Here is a 17,863-nt window from a genome sequence, read left to right on the forward strand (position 1 = left end):
GAGCTGTCAGGACAAACTTGTGCGAGTCGGGTTTTTCGCTGGAATCATGGGGAAGTGGGGGGGGTAGCCGAAGTCGGCTCCATGGCTCCGGTGTGCAATGAGGGGATGGTTGCACATGGGAGCCTCCTCGGTACTGCAAGGGGAATCTGCGAAACCGCGGAGTTATGCGCTTCTTGGACGATTGCTCGAGATTCGAGTGTGCAACGCGTGGTTGTTGGCATGCGCGGGGTCTGCCGCAGGGCACCCGGTGGAGGCTCCGAAGCGCCGCGGGCGCTGTTCCCTGGGCGATGTGGGTACGAATCCCACTGGCCCTACCGTGAACGTGATGCGCATCATAGAATCGGCGCGACGCATCCCATACGCCCTGAGGAGGAGCCATGAAGATTCTGCACTCGCAGTTCACTGCCAAACCCGGATTCGAGGACGAGGTTGCCCAGATGATCTGCGACTTCGGCGAAAAAGTCCGTACCGAGCCCGGCAACCGCGTCTTCGACGTTTACCGCCACAGCGATGACCCCGCGAAGTTCTTCGTCATGGAGGCCTATGTCGACGAAGACGCCTTTCAGGCCCACCTGGGCATGCCCTATGGCGGCCCGTTCAACGCCCGCCTGGAGGAGCGCATCGAAGAGCCGCACTCGGTATTGACCTTCCTGGACCAGATCGGCTGACGGCATTTCATGCATTGTGGGCTATCTGCCACCGTGAGACGGTGGGCGCCCTGCTAAGCCGTGCAGCGGCCGGAGTCGGTGGTATGGAGACGCGGGGCGGGGGCCGGACCCGTTCGGAGTCGATCCACACCCGGTTGCCGCTCAGAGGTTCGGGCCCGCGGCGCCCTCGTTGATTCGCTCGGTGAGGATGCGGGCGAAGGTCGAGGCGGAGGCGTCTCCTGTGCTCAGATAGTTCTTAACGGCCTTGAAGAAGCCGTCCTGCATCGCCGGAGAAATCACCTCGCCGTAGGAGATCGCATTGAGCACCGTCTGACTGCGCAGGTCCGCGGCTGCCTGCTGCTGGTAGGGGGTGAGCGTGGTGACGTCGGCGTCGTTGCGCACCGGCACACAGCCCTTTACCTCACACACGGCGGTCTGCACCTGCGGATCCAGGACCGTAGCCAAGAAGGCGTCCGCGCCCTCACCGTCCGCCGAAGCGGAAGAGCGCACGAATGTGTCTACCACGATCAGGAAGGTTCCCTCGGTTCCGGGGAAGGTCACGGAGGAAACCGGGGACTGCCCGGTGGTGGAGCCGGCGAGCGCCTCGGACTCGGTGAGCGCGCCGTCGTTCATCTGGTAGAAGCCGCACTGACCGTCCGCCAGCCGCCCGGCCGCTTCGTCCCAGGTGCGGTCGGCGTCGGCGGGGTCGGTGTAGTCCATGAGCCGTCCGAAGGTCTTCAGGGCCTCGGTCACCTGCGGGCCGGACCAGTCGAAACGATCGGCCTCGATCTGGGTCCAGCCCTCCTCACCGACGGTGGCCAGGAGCACGGACTCGAACAGTCCTGCCGTGGTGATGGAGTCGGCCCCGCCGATGCACAGCGGTGTGGTCCCCTGTTCCTCCAGGGTGCCCAGGTCGGCGAGCAGATCGTCCAGGGAGTAGCCCGTGCCCGGCTCATCGATACCGGCATTCTGCAGCACGTCGCGGTTGAACATGAGGATGTTCGCCCGGTGCACGGACAACGGGGCTGCATACTGGCTGTTACCCACCGTGACGGAGGCGAGTACTTCCTCGGGGAGCTGACTGGTGACCTCGTCGGTGAACAGTGAGGACACGTCCTCGACCACCCCGGCCTCCCGCCACGCCGTCACGTTCCCGGCGCTCAGTGACTGCCACACATCGGGGGCATCGCCGCGTGCGAGGCGCTGGGCCAGTGTCACGTGAGCCTGTGAGCCGGCGCCGCCGACGACGGCCAACTGGTCCACGGAGGCGTCGGAGTTGCGTTCCTGATAGGCGTTGACGAGCGTGTCCAGGGCGACGGACTCCGACGCGGAGGTCCACCAGGACAGGACCTCGATGGAGCCGGACGGGGCGGAGGAGCCACCGCAGGCGGTAAGGGCGAGGGCGGTACTGACTGCCGCGATCAGGGCGGCGGCACGTCTTCTCAGGGAAGTCATGACTGATTCTTCCTTTCTGAGGCGGTGCTCGAAGTTGTGGCGATTTCCTGCGCCGGTGCACGTAGGTCGTAGATCGCGTAGGCGGTCACCATGGCGAAGCAGACCGCCGGAACGATGAATGAGGTGGCTGCGCTGGTGGCGTCCATTACCCGGCCCTGAACCATGGGCATGATGGCCCCGCCAACGATCGCCATGACCAGGCCGGCGGCCCCGAACTTGGTGGCGTCCCCGAGCCCGGACAGGGCTACGCCGTAGATGGTGGGGAACATCAGCGACAGACAGAAGGAGGCGGCAATAATGGCCACCACGCCCGTGAGGTCCGGGCGCAGCGAGGCGTAGATGCATAGGCCCACAGCCACCGCGCCGAGGACCGCCATGACCTTGGTGGCGCGGATGCGGGCAATGACGGCGGTCATCAGGAACCTGGCGATCAAGAAGACGATAAGGCTGATCTGCAGCATCTGCGAGCCCAACTGCAGGGAGCCGTTAAGCGCCTGCTGGGTGTACTGGATTATGTAGGTCCAGCAGCACACCTGGGCGGCTACGTCGAAGAACTGGGCAATGACGCCGTAGCGGTACCGTTTTGAGCGCCACAGGGTGGTCAGCGGGCTCGCCGGGCGGGCGCCGTCGTCCGTCGGGGCGGTGGGCGGTGCCTTCTGAATGAAGATGATGACCAGGATGACGGCCAGCAGCACACCGAGCCCGATATAGGGGCCCGTCACGGCGCGCAGCTGCTCGGCGCGAATGGCACGCTCGGTCTCCGGGCTGACGTCGGCCAGGTTCACCGGAGTGTCGAGCTTGGGGAGGATGAGCGTGGAGGCGATCAGCACGCCGATGTTGGTACCCAGCGGGTTGAAGGCCTGGGCGAGGTTCAGCCGCCGGGTGGAGGTCTCCTCCGGACCGAGAGAGATGACATAGGGGCTGGCGGAGGTCTCCAGCAGTGAACAGCCGGCGGCGATGGCGAACAGGGCGGCCAGGAAGGCGCCATAGGTCATCACCTGGGAGGCGGGCCAGAAGCCGAAGGCGCCCAGCGAGGCCAGCGCCAGGCCCGAGACCATGCCCGCCTTGTAGCCCCAGCGAGAGTTGATCAGGGCGGCGGGGATGGCCAGCAGGAAGTAGGCGCCGTAGTAGGCCATCTGCACCAGAGAAGCCTGGAAGGAGGACATGTCGAAGATGCGCTTGAAGCCGGAGACCATGGGGGTGGTCAGGTCTGCGGCGATGCCCCAGGCCGTGAAGCAGCCGATGACCGCAACGAGGAGCATGGTGGCGCCCGGATACAGGATCTTCGCGGATGCATGGGATGCGCCGGGCGCGGCGGCTGCGGTGGGATCGGACTTATTCGTTTCGTTTGTGTCTGCCAGGGCTGTCATGGGAGCTCCCGGATCGGCGGTGATGCGGTGTGTCTCGAGGTGACGATGTGGGCGAGGGGACGGGGCGGAAGGGAATCGGACCGCCCGAAGACGTGATCTGAACCATATCACGTGTTGGTGACGACGGCACGGGGAGAGGCCGTCGGAGGGCTCATCGCTTCGTTTATTCCCCGTCGTGGCACGCTTTCGCCCACGGGGGATGGTAGTCGCGGCGAGCGGAGGCGGCGGCTACAGTGGCGGTGTGGAGATTCTGGTGATGGTAGCCGTGTACCTTGCCCGCGCCGTCAACCTGATCTGGCGATTCGCGCAGATCACTGCCGTGGGCCTGGGCGTCTGGGCGCTCATCGACACCCTCACCCGCGACCCCTCGCATTTCATCGCGGCCGGCAAACGCACCAAGGGCTTCTGGTTCGCCGTCAATGCCGCCGGGGTCGTCGTGGTCCTGCTGATGGGGCCATCCTCGATGCTGGGCCTGCTCGGCGTGGTCACCAACGCCGTCTACCTGGCCGACGTCCGCCCCGCCCTGCAGTATTACTCGCCGGTGCGCGTGCGCTCCTCGATCCGCTTCCCCGGGCATGAAGGTGGCCAGGGCGGCCGCGGTCCGCGCGACTGGACTCCCGGCCGCTGATGCGCGCCGTCCTGCAGCGCGTAAACCGGGCGGCGGTGCGCGTGGATGGCGCGGTCGTCGGCGCCATTGACCGTCCCGGGCTGCTCGCCCTGGTGGGCGTCACTCACGACGACGGCGCCGCGCAGGTCGCCACGGTGGCCCGCAAGATCGCCGAGTTGCGGCTCTTCGACGGCCCCGGCGACGACGGTGGCGCACCGGGTCGGGAGGTCTCGGTCACCGACCTGGGGGCGCCGGTGCTGGTCGTCTCCCAATTCACGCTGTACGCCGACGTGCGCAAGGGGCGGCGCCCCTCCTGGAACGGCGCGGCTCCGGGCGAGGTGGCCGAACCACTGGTGGATGCGGTAGTCGCCGACCTGCGCCGGCGCGGCCTGGAGGTGGCAACCGGCAGCTTCGGCGCCCACATGGACATCGACGCCGAACTGGACGGCCCGGTCACCATCCTCGTCGAGGCCTGATGCCCGCGGCGGCGCGAATGACTCAGACGCCCCTACTGGCGGGGCTGGCCCCGCCGTCGGTGATCGTTGCCGAGGCATTCGGCGACGTCGACGCCTCGCTGCTGCCTGCGGAGCGCGCCCATATCGCGGGAGCCTCGTCCCGCCGCCGCGCCGAGTTCACGACCGTCCGCCACCTGGCCGGGCGGGCGCTGGCCGAGCTGGGGCTGGAACGTCCGGCGATGGTGCCGGGGCCGATGGGGGAGCCCGCCTGGCCCGACGGCGTCGTCGGCTCTCTGACCCATTGCCGCGGCTATCGGGCGGCGGCGGTGGCCCGCACCAGCCAGGTGGCTGCGCTCGGCATTGACGCCGAACCGAACCGGTCGCTCGCGGGCGGGGTACTGGCACGGATCGCCTCGCCGGCGGAGCGCGAGAACGTCCGCGAGCTGGTCGAGGCGCTCCCGGACGTCGCCGGGGACCGGCTGCTGTTCAGCATTAAGGAGTCCGTCTACAAGGCCTGGTTCCCCCTGGCTCACCGCCCCCTGCGTTTCGGTGAGGCCGCGGTGACCATCCGTTCGGACGGCACCTTCACGGCTCGGCTCGCGGCGGGAGCCGACGACGATGCCGACGGCGCAGGCCCGACCGGCCGCTGGGCGGCGGCCGGCGGCCTGCTGGCCAGCGCCGTCGTCGTGCTTGTTGACATTGACGGCTTTCGCAGTGTCAGCCCCATCAAGAGCCGTCAGCATTGACCAAGGCGTAGAAGAAGCTGCTCGAGCCCTGCGCACATCTGAGATGTCGCCGGGCCGGCCTGCGTGTTCACGCCTCTGCCGGAGCTCGCGGCGAGTCCCGTCGAAGTCTTGACGCGAGGAAGAGGTAGACACGATACTGTAACAAGCGCCACGGTCGGCGGATCCTTGAGAAGTGACTGGTGCGGAGATGTCCGAATCGTTAGCGAGCATCATACTTGCGGTCGTAATGGCCGTGTGCGGAGTTGTGCTCACAATCGTCGGCCTCAAGATGAGGCACGGTACCCTGAAGCCTAACTCGTTCGCCGGTGTGCGCTCTCCTGGCGCCTTTCGCTCCGAAGAAGATTGGTACAGGATTCAGGCAAGGTGCGCCTTTTCGACATTGCTGATGGGTGGCGTAGGATTTGATTCCGCACTGCTCTTTATCGCTCAGGCGATACTGTCGGATATCGTCTCCATATTAGTGCCATTGGCTATCGCCACGGTTCAAGCTCTTCTGGGTTTGGTTTATATGAGTTACACCGCGGCGAATGCCAGCAGGCAAAAAGAACATCACGGAGAGAGTCGAGGCATCTCCGATGTTCACTACAGTAACTGAGGCAAACGTCGGCGTCGGCTACCATCTCGCACGACTGTGACGCCAACTGATGGCGGTTGATGGTGAGGTTTAGGAGTCTCGAGGGTGATGCCTTGAAGGTGTTCTGGACGTTCGTTGACGGCCTCGGCGGTGAAGGTCTCGCGCCGGTTTGGGTCGCTTCCTGGGCGCTCTCAGACGGTCCAACTGAGAATCGGGGTCCAAACTGAGGGACGGGGTCCAAACCGGCTCTTCCGGTTCGGGGGTGAGGTGGTGGGGGTGAGGTGGTGTCTGGGGTGTGTGGTTGTTTGCGGTTCGGTCGGCCGACCCGCGCAGGCTCTACTTGGACCGCCCAGCTCTGCTTGGACCGCCCTAGACGCCGTCTCAGGCGGTCCAACGGGGGGAACACGGTCCAAGTAGGGGGCCCGTCCGTCCGCGGCCCGCCGTTGGCGGCGAATCCCGTGTGCGGTGGCCCAAAGTGTCCAGGATCGGCACAAACGGCTCCGACGTCGCAGACAGCCACAGGCAGAACGTTGGAATCATGCGGTTTCAGAAACGACCCCAGCGGTCGCCGACGGTCTTTGTGCCGAATTTGGACATTCCGCCCCACCAGCACACCCGGGCACACACCCCACACCCACCAGCACCCAACCCACAACACTCACCAACCCCCCAAACCGCAAGAGCCTCCAAACCGCGGGATGAAGGCCGGCCCGCCGGGACGCCGCCTCGGTGGGCGTCCTCGACGGCCCCGTCCCGCAGCCTCGACGTCCCCGAATATCTCGAAGCTCACTAATTGGAAAGCAAAGGCTCAGCTACTGGGGGTGTTCTGGCGGGCTCGCGGGGATCATATTCCGGAAGGTCGCGCGATCGTCGCGAATGGCCGTGGCTCCTCTTTGCCGTGACCCCTGGTTCTCGCCCAATAGCGGGTGTTACGATTGTTATCACGCCGCATTTCGGATGCGCCGAGTTCAAGGAGGAACCGGTATGTCCACGTCCCTACGAACCGAATTACCGCACGCGGAGTTATTCGAACCCACCCGTGTGGGCAGCATCGAGGTCAAGAACCATTACGCCATGGGGCCGATGGGTCCGTTGGGATTCTCCACCGCCGAGGGCGGTTGGAACCAGCGGGCCATTGAGTTCTATACGACGCGGGCGCGCGGCGGCATCGGGTTGATCATCACCGGCGTGTGCCAGGTGACCAATCCCGCCGACGGCGTCCCGCCGGGCCTGATCCCCAACCCGACGCAGTCCCCCGGTCTATTCATGACCACCAGCCGCGACCTGACCGAACGCGTACACGGCTACGACGCCAAGATCGTCCTTCAAGCCGGGGCCGGCTTCGGCCGCGTGATCACCAAGGCGATCCTCGGTGGCCGCACGCCGGTCGCTCCGTCGGCGATCCCCTACCGCTGGGACCCCTCCATCACCTGCCGCGAGATGACGGTGGAAGAGATTCAGGGCGTCGTCGAGCAATTCCGTATTACCGGAGCGGTGGCGCGCGAGGCGGGATTCGACGGCATTCAGGTGCACGCCGTCCACGAGGGCTACCTGCTCGACCAATTCGCCATCTCCTTCTTCAACCACCGCACCGACGAATACGGCGGCTCCCTGGAGAACCGGTTGCGCTTCGCGCGCGAGGTGGTCGAGGCGATTCACGCCGGCGCCGGCGACGACTTCCCCGTGCAGCTGCGCTTCTCCCCGAAGTCCATGATCAAGGCCTTCGGTGTGGGCGCCATGCCGGGGGAGCGCTTTGCCGAGGTGGGCCGGGACATCGACGAGGGCATCGAGGCGGCCCGCCTGCTCGTGTCCTACGGGTATCAGGCGCTCGACGTCGACGTCGGCTCCTACGACTCCTGGTACTGGAGCCACCCGCCGATGTACCAGGCCAAGGGCCTGTACGTCCCCTATGCGCGTCAATTGCACGAGGCCTGCCCCGACATCCCGCTGATCGTCGCCGGCCGCATGGATGATCCGGAGCTCGCGGCCGCGGCCACCGCCGACGGCACCGCCACCCTGATCTCCCTGGCCCGCCCGACGCTCGCGGACCCGGAGATCGTCAACAAGCTGCAGCGGGGCCGGCGCGACCTGGTGCGCCCCTGCATCTCCTGCCAGGAGGGCTGCATCGGCCGCATCGAGCACTACTCGTCGCTGCGCTGCGCCGTCAACCCGCTGGCGGCCCGGGAGACCGAACGCCCGCTGCCGCAGGCCAACGACCGCACCCGCATGCGCGTGCTGATCGTGGGCGGCGGCGTAGCCGGCATGGAGGCGGCCCGGGTACTGGCCGAACGCGGCCATACCCCGGTGCTGTACGAGGCCTCCGACCGCCTCGGCGGCGTGGTCATCGCCGGCGGGCAGCCGTCGTTCAAGGAGGACGACCTCGCCCTCATCGCCTGGTACGAGCGCCAGCTGGAGGACCTCGGGGTCGAAGTGCACCTGAACTCGCCCGTGGATGCCGCCGTCATCCGCGCCTCCGGAGCCGACCACGTGCTCATCGCGACCGGCTCCAACCCGCGGCTGCTGGACCTCGGTGAAGGCGTGCCCGTGGTTGAGGCCACCGACGCCCTGCTCGACCAGGACGCCCTCGGCAAGCAGGTCGTCATCATCGGTGGCGGCCTGACCGGCTGTGAACTGGCGATCTCGCTGCGCGAGCGCGGCGTCGAGGTCACGATCGTGGAGGCGCTGTCGGACGTGCTGGAGAAGAACGCCCCGCTGTGCATGGCCAACCACGCCATGCTCCACGACCTGGTCCCCTACCGCGGGGTCGAGGTGCTCACCGACGCCCGCGCCGAGCGCGTGACCGACGCCGGCCTGCTGGTCAGTGTCGACGGCGAACAGCGCCTGGTCCCGGCGCAGACGGTGGTCACCGCGATCGGCTACACCCCGCGCCACGAACTGGAGGCCGAGGTGAAGGCCGCCGGCATCCCCTACCACGTGGTGGGTGACGCCCGCCGGTGCGCCAACATCATGTACGCGATCTGGGACGGCTTCGAGGTCGCCAGCCAGCTCGCCAAGTAGCGCCTACGTCGCCTGCGGGATGCGCGCCCGACGGTCGATGCGGCTGCCACAATGGGGGCATGATGCGGATAGAAGCGGTACGCGGAGACATCACCACCCAGGAGGTGGACGCCATCGTCAACGCGGCCAACTCTGGGCTGCTCGGAGGCGGGGGTGTGGACGGCGCCATTCACCGCGCCGCCGGGCCGCGCTTGCTCCAGGCCTGCCGCGAGTTGCGCGCCACCAGCCTGCCCGATGGGCTGCCGGTGGGGGAGGCCGTGGCCACCCCCGGCTTCGACCTGCCCGCCCGCTGGGTCATCCACACCGTGGGACCCAACCGGCATGCGGGCCAGACCGACCCCGCCCTGCTGCGCGCAGCCTTCCGCTCCAGCCTGGAACTGGCTCAGGAACTCGGCTGCCGCAGTGTGGCCATGCCGGCGATCTCCGCGGGCGTGTACGGCTGGGATGCCGACGCCGTCGCCCGCGCCGCCGTGACTGAGACGCGCGCGCTCGCTGCCCGGGCCGACACGACCAGTGGCGTGGAAGTATGCGGAACCGACGTCGTCGACGCCGCTGCGGAGCAGGCGCGTGGGCTGGAGCTGGTGCGCTTCGTGCTCTTCTCCGACCGGCTGCTGCGGGCCTTCCAGGCGGCGCTGGATGCCTGAAGCGCGGTGATCGGCGGCTCTCCCGCCAGAGCTGCCAGGCGTTGACGCACACGAGGCCGGTCGGGCTGGTCGGGTGTGTGGTGGGTGGGGGTGTCTGCTACGCGGGTTGGGCGTTAACAACGCTACTTAACGTTCTGCTGTGTGCCTCGGAGCCTTTCAGCAGACCGTTAACTGGCGTTGTTAACCCCGAAGTGGCGTAGTAGATGACCCGACTTCCATGCACGGGGACGCCAGCAGCCACGTCCCGCGCTCTTGCTGCTCGGTCCTTGCACGGCAGCCCGGCGTCAGCGCTGGGGCAGGACGCCGTGCATGGACTCCCACGCGGCACAGGCGTTGATGAGGGTCTCGAGGAAGGCATCCTCGCCAAACGTGTTGATCTTCATGAAGAGTGCCTGGCTGCCGCCGACGGTGATACCGACGACGTGGACGGCGTCGCCGTCCTCGACGACCGTGACCGTCATACCGACGCGATGGTCAGCTCACTGTGTGCTCGGAGGGGAGAGGATCTCAGGGTGACCGGCCCCTGCGACGAGGGTCTGCATACGCCCGCCCCTCCCTTATTCCTGAGTCGGCCCGACTCAACCCTGCTCACGCCCACTGCGAACAGGGGCATCGGCGCCGGCCTCGCGCCGTTAGCCTTATCAGCGCGTGCCCCGCGTTCCCCCAATCCGGGCAGTGCCCGAACCCGGGCAACGCGATCACCAACCGCACGTGCCGAGGAGCAATCAGCGATGTTCGAACGCTTTACCGACCGCGCCCGCCGCGTCGTCGTCCTGGCCCAGGACGAGGCCCGCGCGCTCAACCACAATTACATCGGCACCGAGCACCTCCTTCTGGGCCTGATCCACGAAGGCGAAGGTGTCGCCGCCAAGGCGCTGGAGTCGATGGACATCTCCCTGGACGCCGTGCGCGCCCAGGTCGTGGAGATCATCGGCGAGGGCCAGTCGGCCCCCTCCGGACACATCCCCTTCACGCCCCGCGCCAAGAAGGTGCTGGAACTGTCCCTGCGGGAGGCGCTGCAGCTGGGCCACAACTACATCGGCACCGAGCACATCCTGCTCGGCCTGCTGCGCGAGGGCGAGGGTGTGGCCGCCCAGGTGCTGACCAAGCTCGGCGCCGACCTGTCCACCGTCCGCCAGACCGTCATGCAGATGCTCTCCGGCTACGAGGGCAAGGAGACCGTCACCGCCGGCGGCTCCAACAAGGAGGGCACGCCGTCGGGCTCCGCCATCCTGGACCAGTTCGGCCGCAACCTCACCGCGGCCGCGCGCGAGGGCAAGCTGGACCCGGTCATCGGCCGCCACAAGGAGATGGAGCGCGTCATGCAGATCCTCTCCCGGCGCACCAAGAACAACCCCGTACTGATCGGCGAGCCCGGCGTCGGCAAGACCGCCGTCGTCGAGGGCCTCAGCCAGGCGATCGTCCACGGGGACGTGCCCGAGACCCTGCGGGACAAGCAGTTGTACTCCCTGGACATGGGCTCGCTCGTGGCCGGCTCCCGCTACCGCGGTGACTTCGAGGAGCGCCTGAAGAAGGTGCTCAAGGAGGTGCGCACCCGCGGCGACATCATCCTGTTCATCGACGAGATCCACACCCTCGTCGGGGCGGGCGCCGCCGAGGGCGCCGTCGACGCCGCCAGCATCCTCAAGCCGATGCTGGCCCGCGGCGAGTTGCAGACCATCGGCGCCACCACCCTGGACGAGTACCGCAAGATCGAGAAGGACGCCGCCCTGGAGCGCCGTTTCCAGCCGGTCACCGTCGAGCAGCCCTCCATCGACGAGACCATTGAGATCCTCGGCGGGCTGCGCGACCGCTACGAGGCCTTCCACCACGTGGTGATCACCGACGAGGCCATCGAGGCGGCCGCCAAGCTGGCCGACCGCTACATCAATGACCGCTTCCTGCCGGACAAGGCCATCGACCTGATCGACGAGGCGGGCGCGCGCCTGCGCATCCGCCGCATGACCGCTCCGCCGGAGCTGCGTGAGATCGACGAGAAGATCGCCGCCGTCAAGCAGGAGAAGGAGTCGGCCATCGACGATCAGGACTTCGAGCGCGCCGCCTCCCTGCGCGACGACGAGCGCCGCCTCGGCGAGGAGCGCGTCGCCAAGGAGAAGGCCTGGAAGTCCGGCGACCTCGACCAGGTGGCCGAGGTGGATGAGAACCTGGTGGCCGAGGTGCTGGCCATGTCCACCGGCATCCCGGTGGTCAAGCTCACCGAGACCGAGTCCGCCAAGCTGCTGGGTATGGAGACCGAGCTGCACAAGCGCATCGTCGGCCAGGACAAGGCCATCGAGGCCCTGTCGAAGTCGATCCGCCGCACCCGCGCCGGCCTGAAGGACCCCAAGCGCCCCGGTGGCTCGTTCATCTTCGCCGGCCCCACCGGCGTGGGTAAGACCGAGCTGGCCAAGGCCCTGGCGGAGTTCCTCTTCGACGACGAGGACGCCCTGATCCAGCTCGACATGTCCGAGTTCGCCGAGAAGCACACGGTTTCCCGGCTGTTCGGAGCGCCCCCCGGCTACGTCGGCTACGACGAGGGCGGTCAGCTCACCGAGAAGGTGCGTCGGCGTCCCTTCAGCGTGGTGCTGTTCGACGAGGTTGAGAAGGCCCACCCGGACATCTTCAACTCGCTGCTGCAGATCCTGGAGGACGGTCACCTCACCGACGCCCAGGGCCGCGTGGTCGACTTCAAGAACACCGTCATCATCATGACCACCAACCTCGGCTCCAAGGACATCGGCAAGTCCGTGGCCACGGGCTTCCAGTCCACCGAGGGCGGCACCATGGACTACGAGGAGATGAAGGCGCACGTCAACCGCGAGCTCAAGCAGCAGTTCCGGCCCGAGTTCCTCAACCGTGTGGACGACCTGATCGTCTTCCCGCAGTTGACCAAGGCGGAGGTGCGTCAGATCGTCGACCTGATGATCGGTCGCCTGTCTCAGCGCCTGGCCGAGCAGGAGATGAGCATCGGGCTGACCGATGCCGCCAAGGAGCTGCTCGCCGAGCGCGGCTTCGACCCGGTGCTCGGTGCCCGCCCGCTGCGCCGCGCCATCCAGCGCGACATCGAGGACGCCCTGAGCGAGAAGATCCTCTTCGGGGAGATCGAGCGGGGCCAGAAGGTCCTGGTCGACGCCGAGGGCGAGGGCATCCTGGGTGAGTTCACCTTCCGGGGCATGCCCCGTGAAGAGGCCGAGGACGCCGTGCGCGAGGCCGAGGAGATCGCCTCCGCCGCGGCCGAGCCGGCGCAGTGAGCCCGGACCCGGAGTGACCGCCCGTCACCGCCGCGCCTGCACAGGGGCCCGGCACAGTGGCCCGCGCCGGCACGCCGGCCGGCCGGGCACCTGACTCCGGTGCGCTAGCGCGCAGTCGCTGACACGCTCCACCAACGCGGCGGGGCCGTCCCACAGGGGACGGCCCCGCCTTCATGCCTGTGGCCGAGGTTGCGGACGTCGGTCATGCCGGTGCGCGGATCGCCGGTACGGGCGTCGCAAGATGCTTGTTATCGCGGGACTGTGAAAACGATGTGACCTTTGTGGTACTTGCCGGATTTCATTAATGGCGAGCGCATTCTCGGCTAATGTGTGCGCGGTAGTAGCACGCAAGTACTTGGCTACGCATGCGTTGATGGGCTCCACCGGCGCGGCGTGCCGCCTCACGCACCAAGGAAATACTTCTAATGACTGCGAACGTGCCTGTCGTTAGCCGACAAGCGTCTCCGCTTCCCGGCTGGATCAGGCCCCTGACCGGCCCCGATGAACCCCGCTTGAGATGTAAGGCCACTTGGGTCGTCAAGACCCTGCTGCTGGCCATGTCGCCCGCCATTCTCCTGGGACTGTCCTATCCGCTGGCCATCCGCCGGATGGAGGGGCACGCCGTCGCCGGCGTCCCCATTGCCTCCCTGATCGTGAGCGTTGCGGTGGCCGTCCCCTGGCTCAGCCAGGTCACCTGCGGGCCCGTCTACCGGCTCATAGGCCCGGTCGCAGACACCGAGCCCGGCCAGTGCGTCCGGCAGTTCGCCCGGCTGTGGCCGACCGTGCTGGCCTTCTCCGTCGTCCCGGTGCTTCTCGTCAGCGCACTGGTGGGTGCGACCACGCACTGGCCCGCGCTGACGATCGCGGCGCACTTCCTGCTGCTGCTGGAGAACATGGTTTTCGCGCAGTCCCTCATGGTGGCGGATCTGTTGCGGCGTCGGCGCCACTGGGCGCTGGGCTGGCTTGCCTACGCCGCCGCGGTCCTGCTGCTTCCGACGGCGTGGTACCTGCCGCCGCTGCTGGCCACCCTCACCCAGGTCGTGCCGATGCGGTCCGCCCTGGCCGGCCTGCTCCGCCCGCTCCCGGTACGCATCGGGGAGTATGTGGTCGACATGGGGCGCGGCCTCGTTCTCGGCGGGGTGCTGTGGGCGGACAAGCTCCTCCTCTTCCTGACCCTGGGCACGCAGTGGCGCATCGCCCTGGCCTACTTGTGTCTCCAGCCGGCGGTCCTCGGCTACAGCTTCTACTTCGCGATCGCCACCCCCAGGGTGACCGGCGCGCTAACCGACTTCCACCGGGGGCTGGAGTCGGTAAGCATTGACTCCCTGCGTGACCGCAGCCGCTACCTAACCAGGTTGCTGGATCGCGCGCTCGTGCGCGCTGGGATCGTGGCGGCCCTCGGGGTGGTGGCGGTAGTGGTGGTCATCGCCCTGGTCGACCCGGCATCCGTGGCCGATGCTCTGGCCGTCGCGCTCGGCTCGGCGCTGCTGGCGGTGCTGACCCTGCTCGCATACGAGATCGACCACGCCGGGGACCCGGCACTGGCACTGGCCCTGTCCGGCGCGCACCTGCTGGCAGCACTCATGGCGTTCACACTGGTGGGCGGCCTGGCCGCGTCCTTCGCCGCGACCGCGCTGGTCGACCTCGCCTTGATCGCCGTCTCGGTGGTCGTTTACCGGGCGCGGTGGTCCTCACCCGAGTACTCATTCTTCTGGCGAAAGGCCCTGTCATGGTGAGCAGCAATACCGACCGCGTTACCGGCCGGGCGGACGGCGTCGATCCGGCGGCTGCGGTCCTCCCCGACGGCGTTCCCGCCGACGGGCGCTATGACGAGGTTGACGTCGCCATCGTCATGGAGTCGACCTACCCCTATCTCAAGGGCGGCGTGTCCGCGGTCGTGCATGACATCATCACCGGCAACCCCGATCTCTCATTCGGGATCATCCACATCACCTGGGACCATGACTGTCCGCGCACCGATCTGTACGGTATGCCGGGCAATGTGCGTTGGGTCAAGGTCGTGTACCTGTCCATGGCCGACCACCCGGAGTTCACCTCCAGTCGACCCGCGGACCTGCACATGAACCACCGCGAGCGGCTCGTGCTGGCGCACCGGCTCGTCGACGCCCTTCAGGCTCTGGCCGCCGGCGAGGGCAAGCCGGTGTGGGATCTGATCGCGGAGGGTATGGCGGCCTCGACGCGCCGCTATCCGCTGTGGGCGCTACTCGGATCCGCTGAATTCATGGAGACGTATCGCGACCGTATGCCCACGCTGGGAATGTCGCTGAGCGAGCTGTTTTGGTGCCTGCGCGAATTCTTCTCCCTGGCGTACGCCGTTTTAGGTGAGACCATGCCCCGTGCGCGCGTGTATCACGCTCACACCACCGGCTATGCCTCTCTCATGGCGGCCAATGCCGCCCGGGAGAACGACGCCTCATTCCTGCTGACCGAGCACAACCTCTACGTGCGCGATACGATCAATACCCTGCTCGGACGGCGCATGGACAAGCCGGTCACCTCGCAGGACTATCGGACCTTCGACGTCGGCGGACGAGAGCGTATGTGGATGGCCTGGTGGATCGAGATGGGGCGCCTGTGCTACCCGGAGGCCTACGCCACCACCTACCTGTATCCGGACGCTGTTACGGAGGCGCGGGCCCTGGGGCTCAACTCGGGCTCGATCCGCGTCATCCCCAACGGCATCGTCATCGACGAGTTCGACGCGGCCTACGCCGAGCGGCAGGCCGCAATCGCCTCCCTGCGCGACGGCGGAGCGGACTCCCACCGGTGGCGGCTGGTGTACATCGCCAGGGTCGTACCTATCAAGGGGCTGCTCGACCTCATCGAATCCATGCGCATTCTGCGCGAGCGCGGTCTGCGCTTCCATCTGGATGTATGCGGTCCCACCGAGCACGCTCCCGAGTACTACGAGCGCTGTGCCGCGCGAATCGCGGAACTGGGGCTGGAAGACTTCATCACGGTGCGCGGCACGATCAATGTGCGCGAGCATCTGAGCGACTGGGATCTCTTCCTACTTCCCTCCTATAACGAAGGCCTGCCCATGGTGTCCCTGGAGACCATGGGGGCGGGCATTCCCACCGTGTCCACCGACGTGGGGGCGCTGCGTCCCGTCGTCCTGGATACCATCACCGCCCAGGACGGCACGGTGCTGGATCCCAGCGGCTTCATCATCCCTCCCGGGGATCCGACGCTCATGGCCGACCGGATCCAGCAGGTTACGGGCGACATCGACCTGTTCGAGCGGATGAGCCGTTCCGCTCGGGCCCGGGCGGAGACGGCCTTCAATCTGCTTAAGGTCAATGCCGCCTACCACGACCTGTTCCTGGAGGGTGGAGTCGGCGTTCGCCGTCGCCGCACCGACCGCATCCGTGCCGTGGGTGAGCAGCGGACTCGTGGAATCCATTCGTTGTCGCCGAGGCGGGGACGTCACCGGGCCCCGCGGCGACACCGACGCTGGGCCGGCCGCGTCTTCAAGGGCCACACGGCCGACAAATGACTGGCACTGGACCGGGCGTTGGCGCCTGGCTGCGTTACGGCGAGCCGATTGCGCCCGCAGAGGTGGACTTCGCCGTCGCCCACTACCGGACCGCTGTCCTCCAGCCCTGGGAGCGGGAGACGGCGGCCAGGCTCAAGGACGCCCGCCCCGGCATGACCGTGCTGGCGTACCGCTGTCTGTCCTCGGTGCGCGTCTTTGAGCCGCCGGAGCGGTGCGCCTCGGGGATCGGCTGGGCCGAGGCCCGTGACCGCGGCTGGATTGCTCGGCGCGGGGACGAGCCGGTGGAGTGGGATTCCTATCCGGGGCACTTCCAGACTCGTGTCTGGGATCCCGCCTACCGCGCCGCCTGGACGGAGCAGGTGGTTGCCTCCCTGGACGGCACCGCCTTCGACGGCGTCATGGCGGACAACGACGTCTTCGAGGACTACTACGGCCTGCGCCTGCCCGCCATAGCCTCCGCCGACCCGGACGCTCCGGCGGAGGTCGCGGGCCTGCGGGCGGCGCTGGGCGAACTGGTGGAGACTGCGGGCCGGGCCCTGGCCGACGCCGGCCGGCTGCTGGTCCCCAATATCGCCGAGGCGCGGCGCGAGCCCGGCCGCTGGCGTCGGCATGCCGCCTGGGGTGGTGGCTTCGAGGAGTGCTGGCTGGGCTGGGGCGACGACGCCATGTTCGATGCGACGACGGCGGCCGCGCAGTTGGAGCAGCTCGACGGGCCGGGGCTCGCCCTGCTGCGTGCGCCGTCGGGCGGGCACGGGCCGGCGTGGGATGGATCGCCGCAGGGGCTGTATGGGCTGGCCCTCTTCTGGATCGTAGGCGCCGGTGCTCCGCGGCTGTCCTATACGGCCACCGGCCACAACGACTACTCGCGCACGCCCTGGTTCCCGGCGATGGACGCCGACCTCGGGCAGCCGCGCGGGCCCGTGCACAGGTCGGGCCGGGTGTGGCGGCGCCGCTTCGAGGGTGGCGTTGCAGCAGCGGTCCTAGATGAGGAGGTGGGTGGCACGGTCGCCCTGCCCCCGGGCGCGGTACGGCCGGGGCCGCGGGGGCGGCCCGACGGTGAGCCACTGCCTCGGCGTCTGCGGCTGCGTCCCCATGAGGGCGTCATCGCCCTGACCCCATGAGCTGTTGTCCTGCCCTTCCTGGCTTCGCGTTTGGGGGTGTGGCGTGTTGACAGGCGGGACGTGGCGTGCTGACGGGTGGCGGCCGTCCGGGTGATGGTTAGCGTGCTCGGGTCAACGGTTCGTGCGTTGGACCGCCGGTCCCCACTTGGCCCGACAACGAACCACGCAAACGCACGAACCGTCGGGCGATGACACGAGCCGTCAGACGAACGCGCGAACCTCATGGCGGGACCACGCCGCCGTCCTGCCCCGCCCACTGTGGGCTGGAGTTGTGCGACGCCACCGTGGGGGCTGCACCGTCGTCGCACCCTACCCAGCGCGGCCGGAGTGCGCACGCTTTTGTTCGTACAAACATTTGCATTTAGGGGACACGACGCCAGGAAGTGGCATTAGGACTGAAGTCACATTACAGTGGCTCCTGTCAACGCGCACGGGCGCACATTTCACCAGAATCAGAA

General features: G+C 67.7%; 14 protein-coding genes. 11 read left to right on the forward strand and 3 right to left on the reverse strand.

The window, feature by feature from the left end; translation table 11 throughout:
- The first annotated feature begins 377 nt into the window (after positions 1-377).
- On the forward strand, positions 378-668 hold the full coding sequence (locus DRB06_RS11135) for a putative quinol monooxygenase (protein WP_111819975.1): 291 nt from the start codon (positions 378-380) through the stop codon (positions 666-668).
- A 141-nt stretch (positions 669-809) separates the two neighbouring features.
- On the opposite strand, the gene DRB06_RS11140 is transcribed toward DRB06_RS11135, so the two are convergent.
- Both DRB06_RS11140 and fucP read right to left on the reverse strand, forming a co-directional pair.
- Positions 810-2,102: an ABC transporter substrate-binding protein gene (locus DRB06_RS11140; protein WP_111819976.1), complete on the reverse strand. Its 1,293-nt coding sequence runs from the start codon at positions 2,100-2,102 to the stop codon at positions 810-812.
- Positions 2,099-3,472 (reverse strand): L-fucose:H+ symporter permease, encoded by a 1,374-nt coding sequence (fucP, locus tag DRB06_RS11145; RefSeq protein ID WP_111819977.1) that lies wholly within the window; start codon positions 3,470-3,472, stop codon positions 2,099-2,101. Before fucP ends, DRB06_RS11140 begins: the two co-directional genes overlap by 4 nt.
- Positions 3,473-3,713: 241 nt before the next feature.
- On the opposite strand from fucP, the gene DRB06_RS11150 reads away from it, so the two are divergent.
- The 6 genes from DRB06_RS11150 to DRB06_RS11175 all read left to right on the forward strand — a co-directional run bounded on the left by DRB06_RS11150 (position 3,714) and on the right by DRB06_RS11175 (position 9,516).
- Positions 3,714-4,100 (forward strand): DUF2516 family protein, encoded by a 387-nt coding sequence (locus DRB06_RS11150; protein WP_258522242.1) that lies wholly within the window; start codon positions 3,714-3,716, stop codon positions 4,098-4,100.
- Positions 4,100-4,555, forward strand: coding sequence for a D-aminoacyl-tRNA deacylase (gene dtd, locus DRB06_RS11155; protein WP_073330262.1), 456 nt, complete (start codon positions 4,100-4,102; stop codon positions 4,553-4,555). Before DRB06_RS11150 ends, dtd begins: the two co-directional genes overlap by 1 nt.
- 17 nt (positions 4,556-4,572) lie before the next feature.
- Positions 4,573-5,280 carry a 4'-phosphopantetheinyl transferase gene (locus DRB06_RS11160; protein WP_073330260.1) on the forward strand — a complete coding sequence of 236 codons (708 nt, stop codon included), beginning with the start codon at positions 4,573-4,575 and terminating at the stop codon, positions 5,278-5,280.
- 172 nt (positions 5,281-5,452) lie between these two features.
- Positions 5,453-5,875, forward strand: coding sequence for an SdpI family protein (locus DRB06_RS11165; protein ID WP_111819978.1), 423 nt, complete (start codon positions 5,453-5,455; stop codon positions 5,873-5,875).
- A 963-nt stretch (positions 5,876-6,838) separates the two neighbouring features.
- Positions 6,839-8,872 carry an FAD-dependent oxidoreductase gene (locus tag DRB06_RS11170; RefSeq protein ID WP_111819979.1) on the forward strand — a complete coding sequence of 678 codons (2,034 nt, stop codon included), beginning with the start codon at positions 6,839-6,841 and terminating at the stop codon, positions 8,870-8,872.
- 62 nt (positions 8,873-8,934) lie between these two features.
- Entirely contained in the window at positions 8,935-9,516 is a 582-nt protein-coding gene (locus DRB06_RS11175; protein ID WP_108969431.1) for an O-acetyl-ADP-ribose deacetylase, read from the forward strand.
- Between the two features lie 284 nt (positions 9,517-9,800).
- Here DRB06_RS11175 and DRB06_RS16225 read toward each other — a convergent pair whose 3' ends face one another.
- On the reverse strand, positions 9,801-9,977 hold the full coding sequence (locus DRB06_RS16225) for a DUF6054 family protein (RefSeq protein ID WP_181575261.1): 177 nt from the start codon (positions 9,975-9,977) through the stop codon (positions 9,801-9,803).
- A 270-nt stretch (positions 9,978-10,247) separates the two neighbouring features.
- On the opposite strand from DRB06_RS16225, the gene DRB06_RS11180 reads away from it, so the two are divergent.
- The 4 genes from DRB06_RS11180 (at position 10,248) to DRB06_RS11195 (ending at position 17,405) form a co-directional block, all read left to right on the forward strand.
- Positions 10,248-12,767: an ATP-dependent Clp protease ATP-binding subunit gene (locus DRB06_RS11180; RefSeq protein ID WP_258522243.1), complete on the forward strand. Its 2,520-nt coding sequence runs from the start codon at positions 10,248-10,250 to the stop codon at positions 12,765-12,767.
- A 512-nt stretch (positions 12,768-13,279) separates the two neighbouring features.
- Positions 13,280-14,503, forward strand: coding sequence for a hypothetical protein (locus tag DRB06_RS11185; protein ID WP_111819980.1), 1,224 nt, complete (start codon positions 13,280-13,282; stop codon positions 14,501-14,503).
- A complete protein-coding gene (gene pelF / locus DRB06_RS11190; RefSeq protein ID WP_111819981.1) occupies positions 14,497-16,284 on the forward strand; it encodes a GT4 family glycosyltransferase PelF in 1,788 nt (595 codons plus the stop codon). Before DRB06_RS11185 ends, pelF begins: the two co-directional genes overlap by 7 nt.
- Positions 16,281-17,405, forward strand: coding sequence for a putative glycoside hydrolase (locus DRB06_RS11195; protein WP_111819982.1), 1,125 nt, complete (start codon positions 16,281-16,283; stop codon positions 17,403-17,405). Before pelF ends, DRB06_RS11195 begins: the two co-directional genes overlap by 4 nt.
- Positions 17,406-17,863: the final 458 nt, after the last annotated feature.

This window comes from Actinomyces sp. Z5 (assembly GCF_003287795.1).
Classification (GTDB): Bacteria; Actinomycetota; Actinomycetes; order Actinomycetales; family Actinomycetaceae; genus Actinomyces; species Actinomyces glycerinitolerans.

Excerpts from the sequence above, each read along its gene's own strand:
- DRB06_RS11135 (WP_111819975.1), top strand. The coding sequence starts at position 378 with ATGAAGATTCTGCACTCGCAGTTCACTGCCAAACCCGGATTCGAGGAC.
- DRB06_RS11140 (WP_111819976.1), bottom strand. The coding sequence starts at position 2,102 with ATGACTTCCCTGAGAAGACGTGCCGCCGCCCTGATCGCGGCAGTCAGT.
- fucP (WP_111819977.1), bottom strand. The coding sequence starts at position 3,472 with ATGACAGCCCTGGCAGACACAAACGAAACGAATAAGTCCGATCCCACC.
- dtd (WP_073330262.1), top strand. The coding sequence starts at position 4,100 with ATGCGCGCCGTCCTGCAGCGCGTAAACCGGGCGGCGGTGCGCGTGGAT.
- DRB06_RS11160 (WP_073330260.1), top strand. The coding sequence starts at position 4,573 with ATGACTCAGACGCCCCTACTGGCGGGGCTGGCCCCGCCGTCGGTGATC.
- DRB06_RS11170 (WP_111819979.1), top strand. The coding sequence starts at position 6,839 with ATGTCCACGTCCCTACGAACCGAATTACCGCACGCGGAGTTATTCGAA.
- DRB06_RS11175 (WP_108969431.1), top strand. The coding sequence starts at position 8,935 with ATGCGGATAGAAGCGGTACGCGGAGACATCACCACCCAGGAGGTGGAC.
- DRB06_RS16225 (WP_181575261.1), bottom strand. The coding sequence starts at position 9,977 with ATGACGGTCACGGTCGTCGAGGACGGCGACGCCGTCCACGTCGTCGGT.
- DRB06_RS11180 (WP_258522243.1), top strand. The coding sequence starts at position 10,248 with ATGTTCGAACGCTTTACCGACCGCGCCCGCCGCGTCGTCGTCCTGGCC.
- pelF (WP_111819981.1), top strand. The coding sequence starts at position 14,497 with ATGGTGAGCAGCAATACCGACCGCGTTACCGGCCGGGCGGACGGCGTC.
- DRB06_RS11195 (WP_111819982.1), top strand. The coding sequence starts at position 16,281 with ATGACTGGCACTGGACCGGGCGTTGGCGCCTGGCTGCGTTACGGCGAG.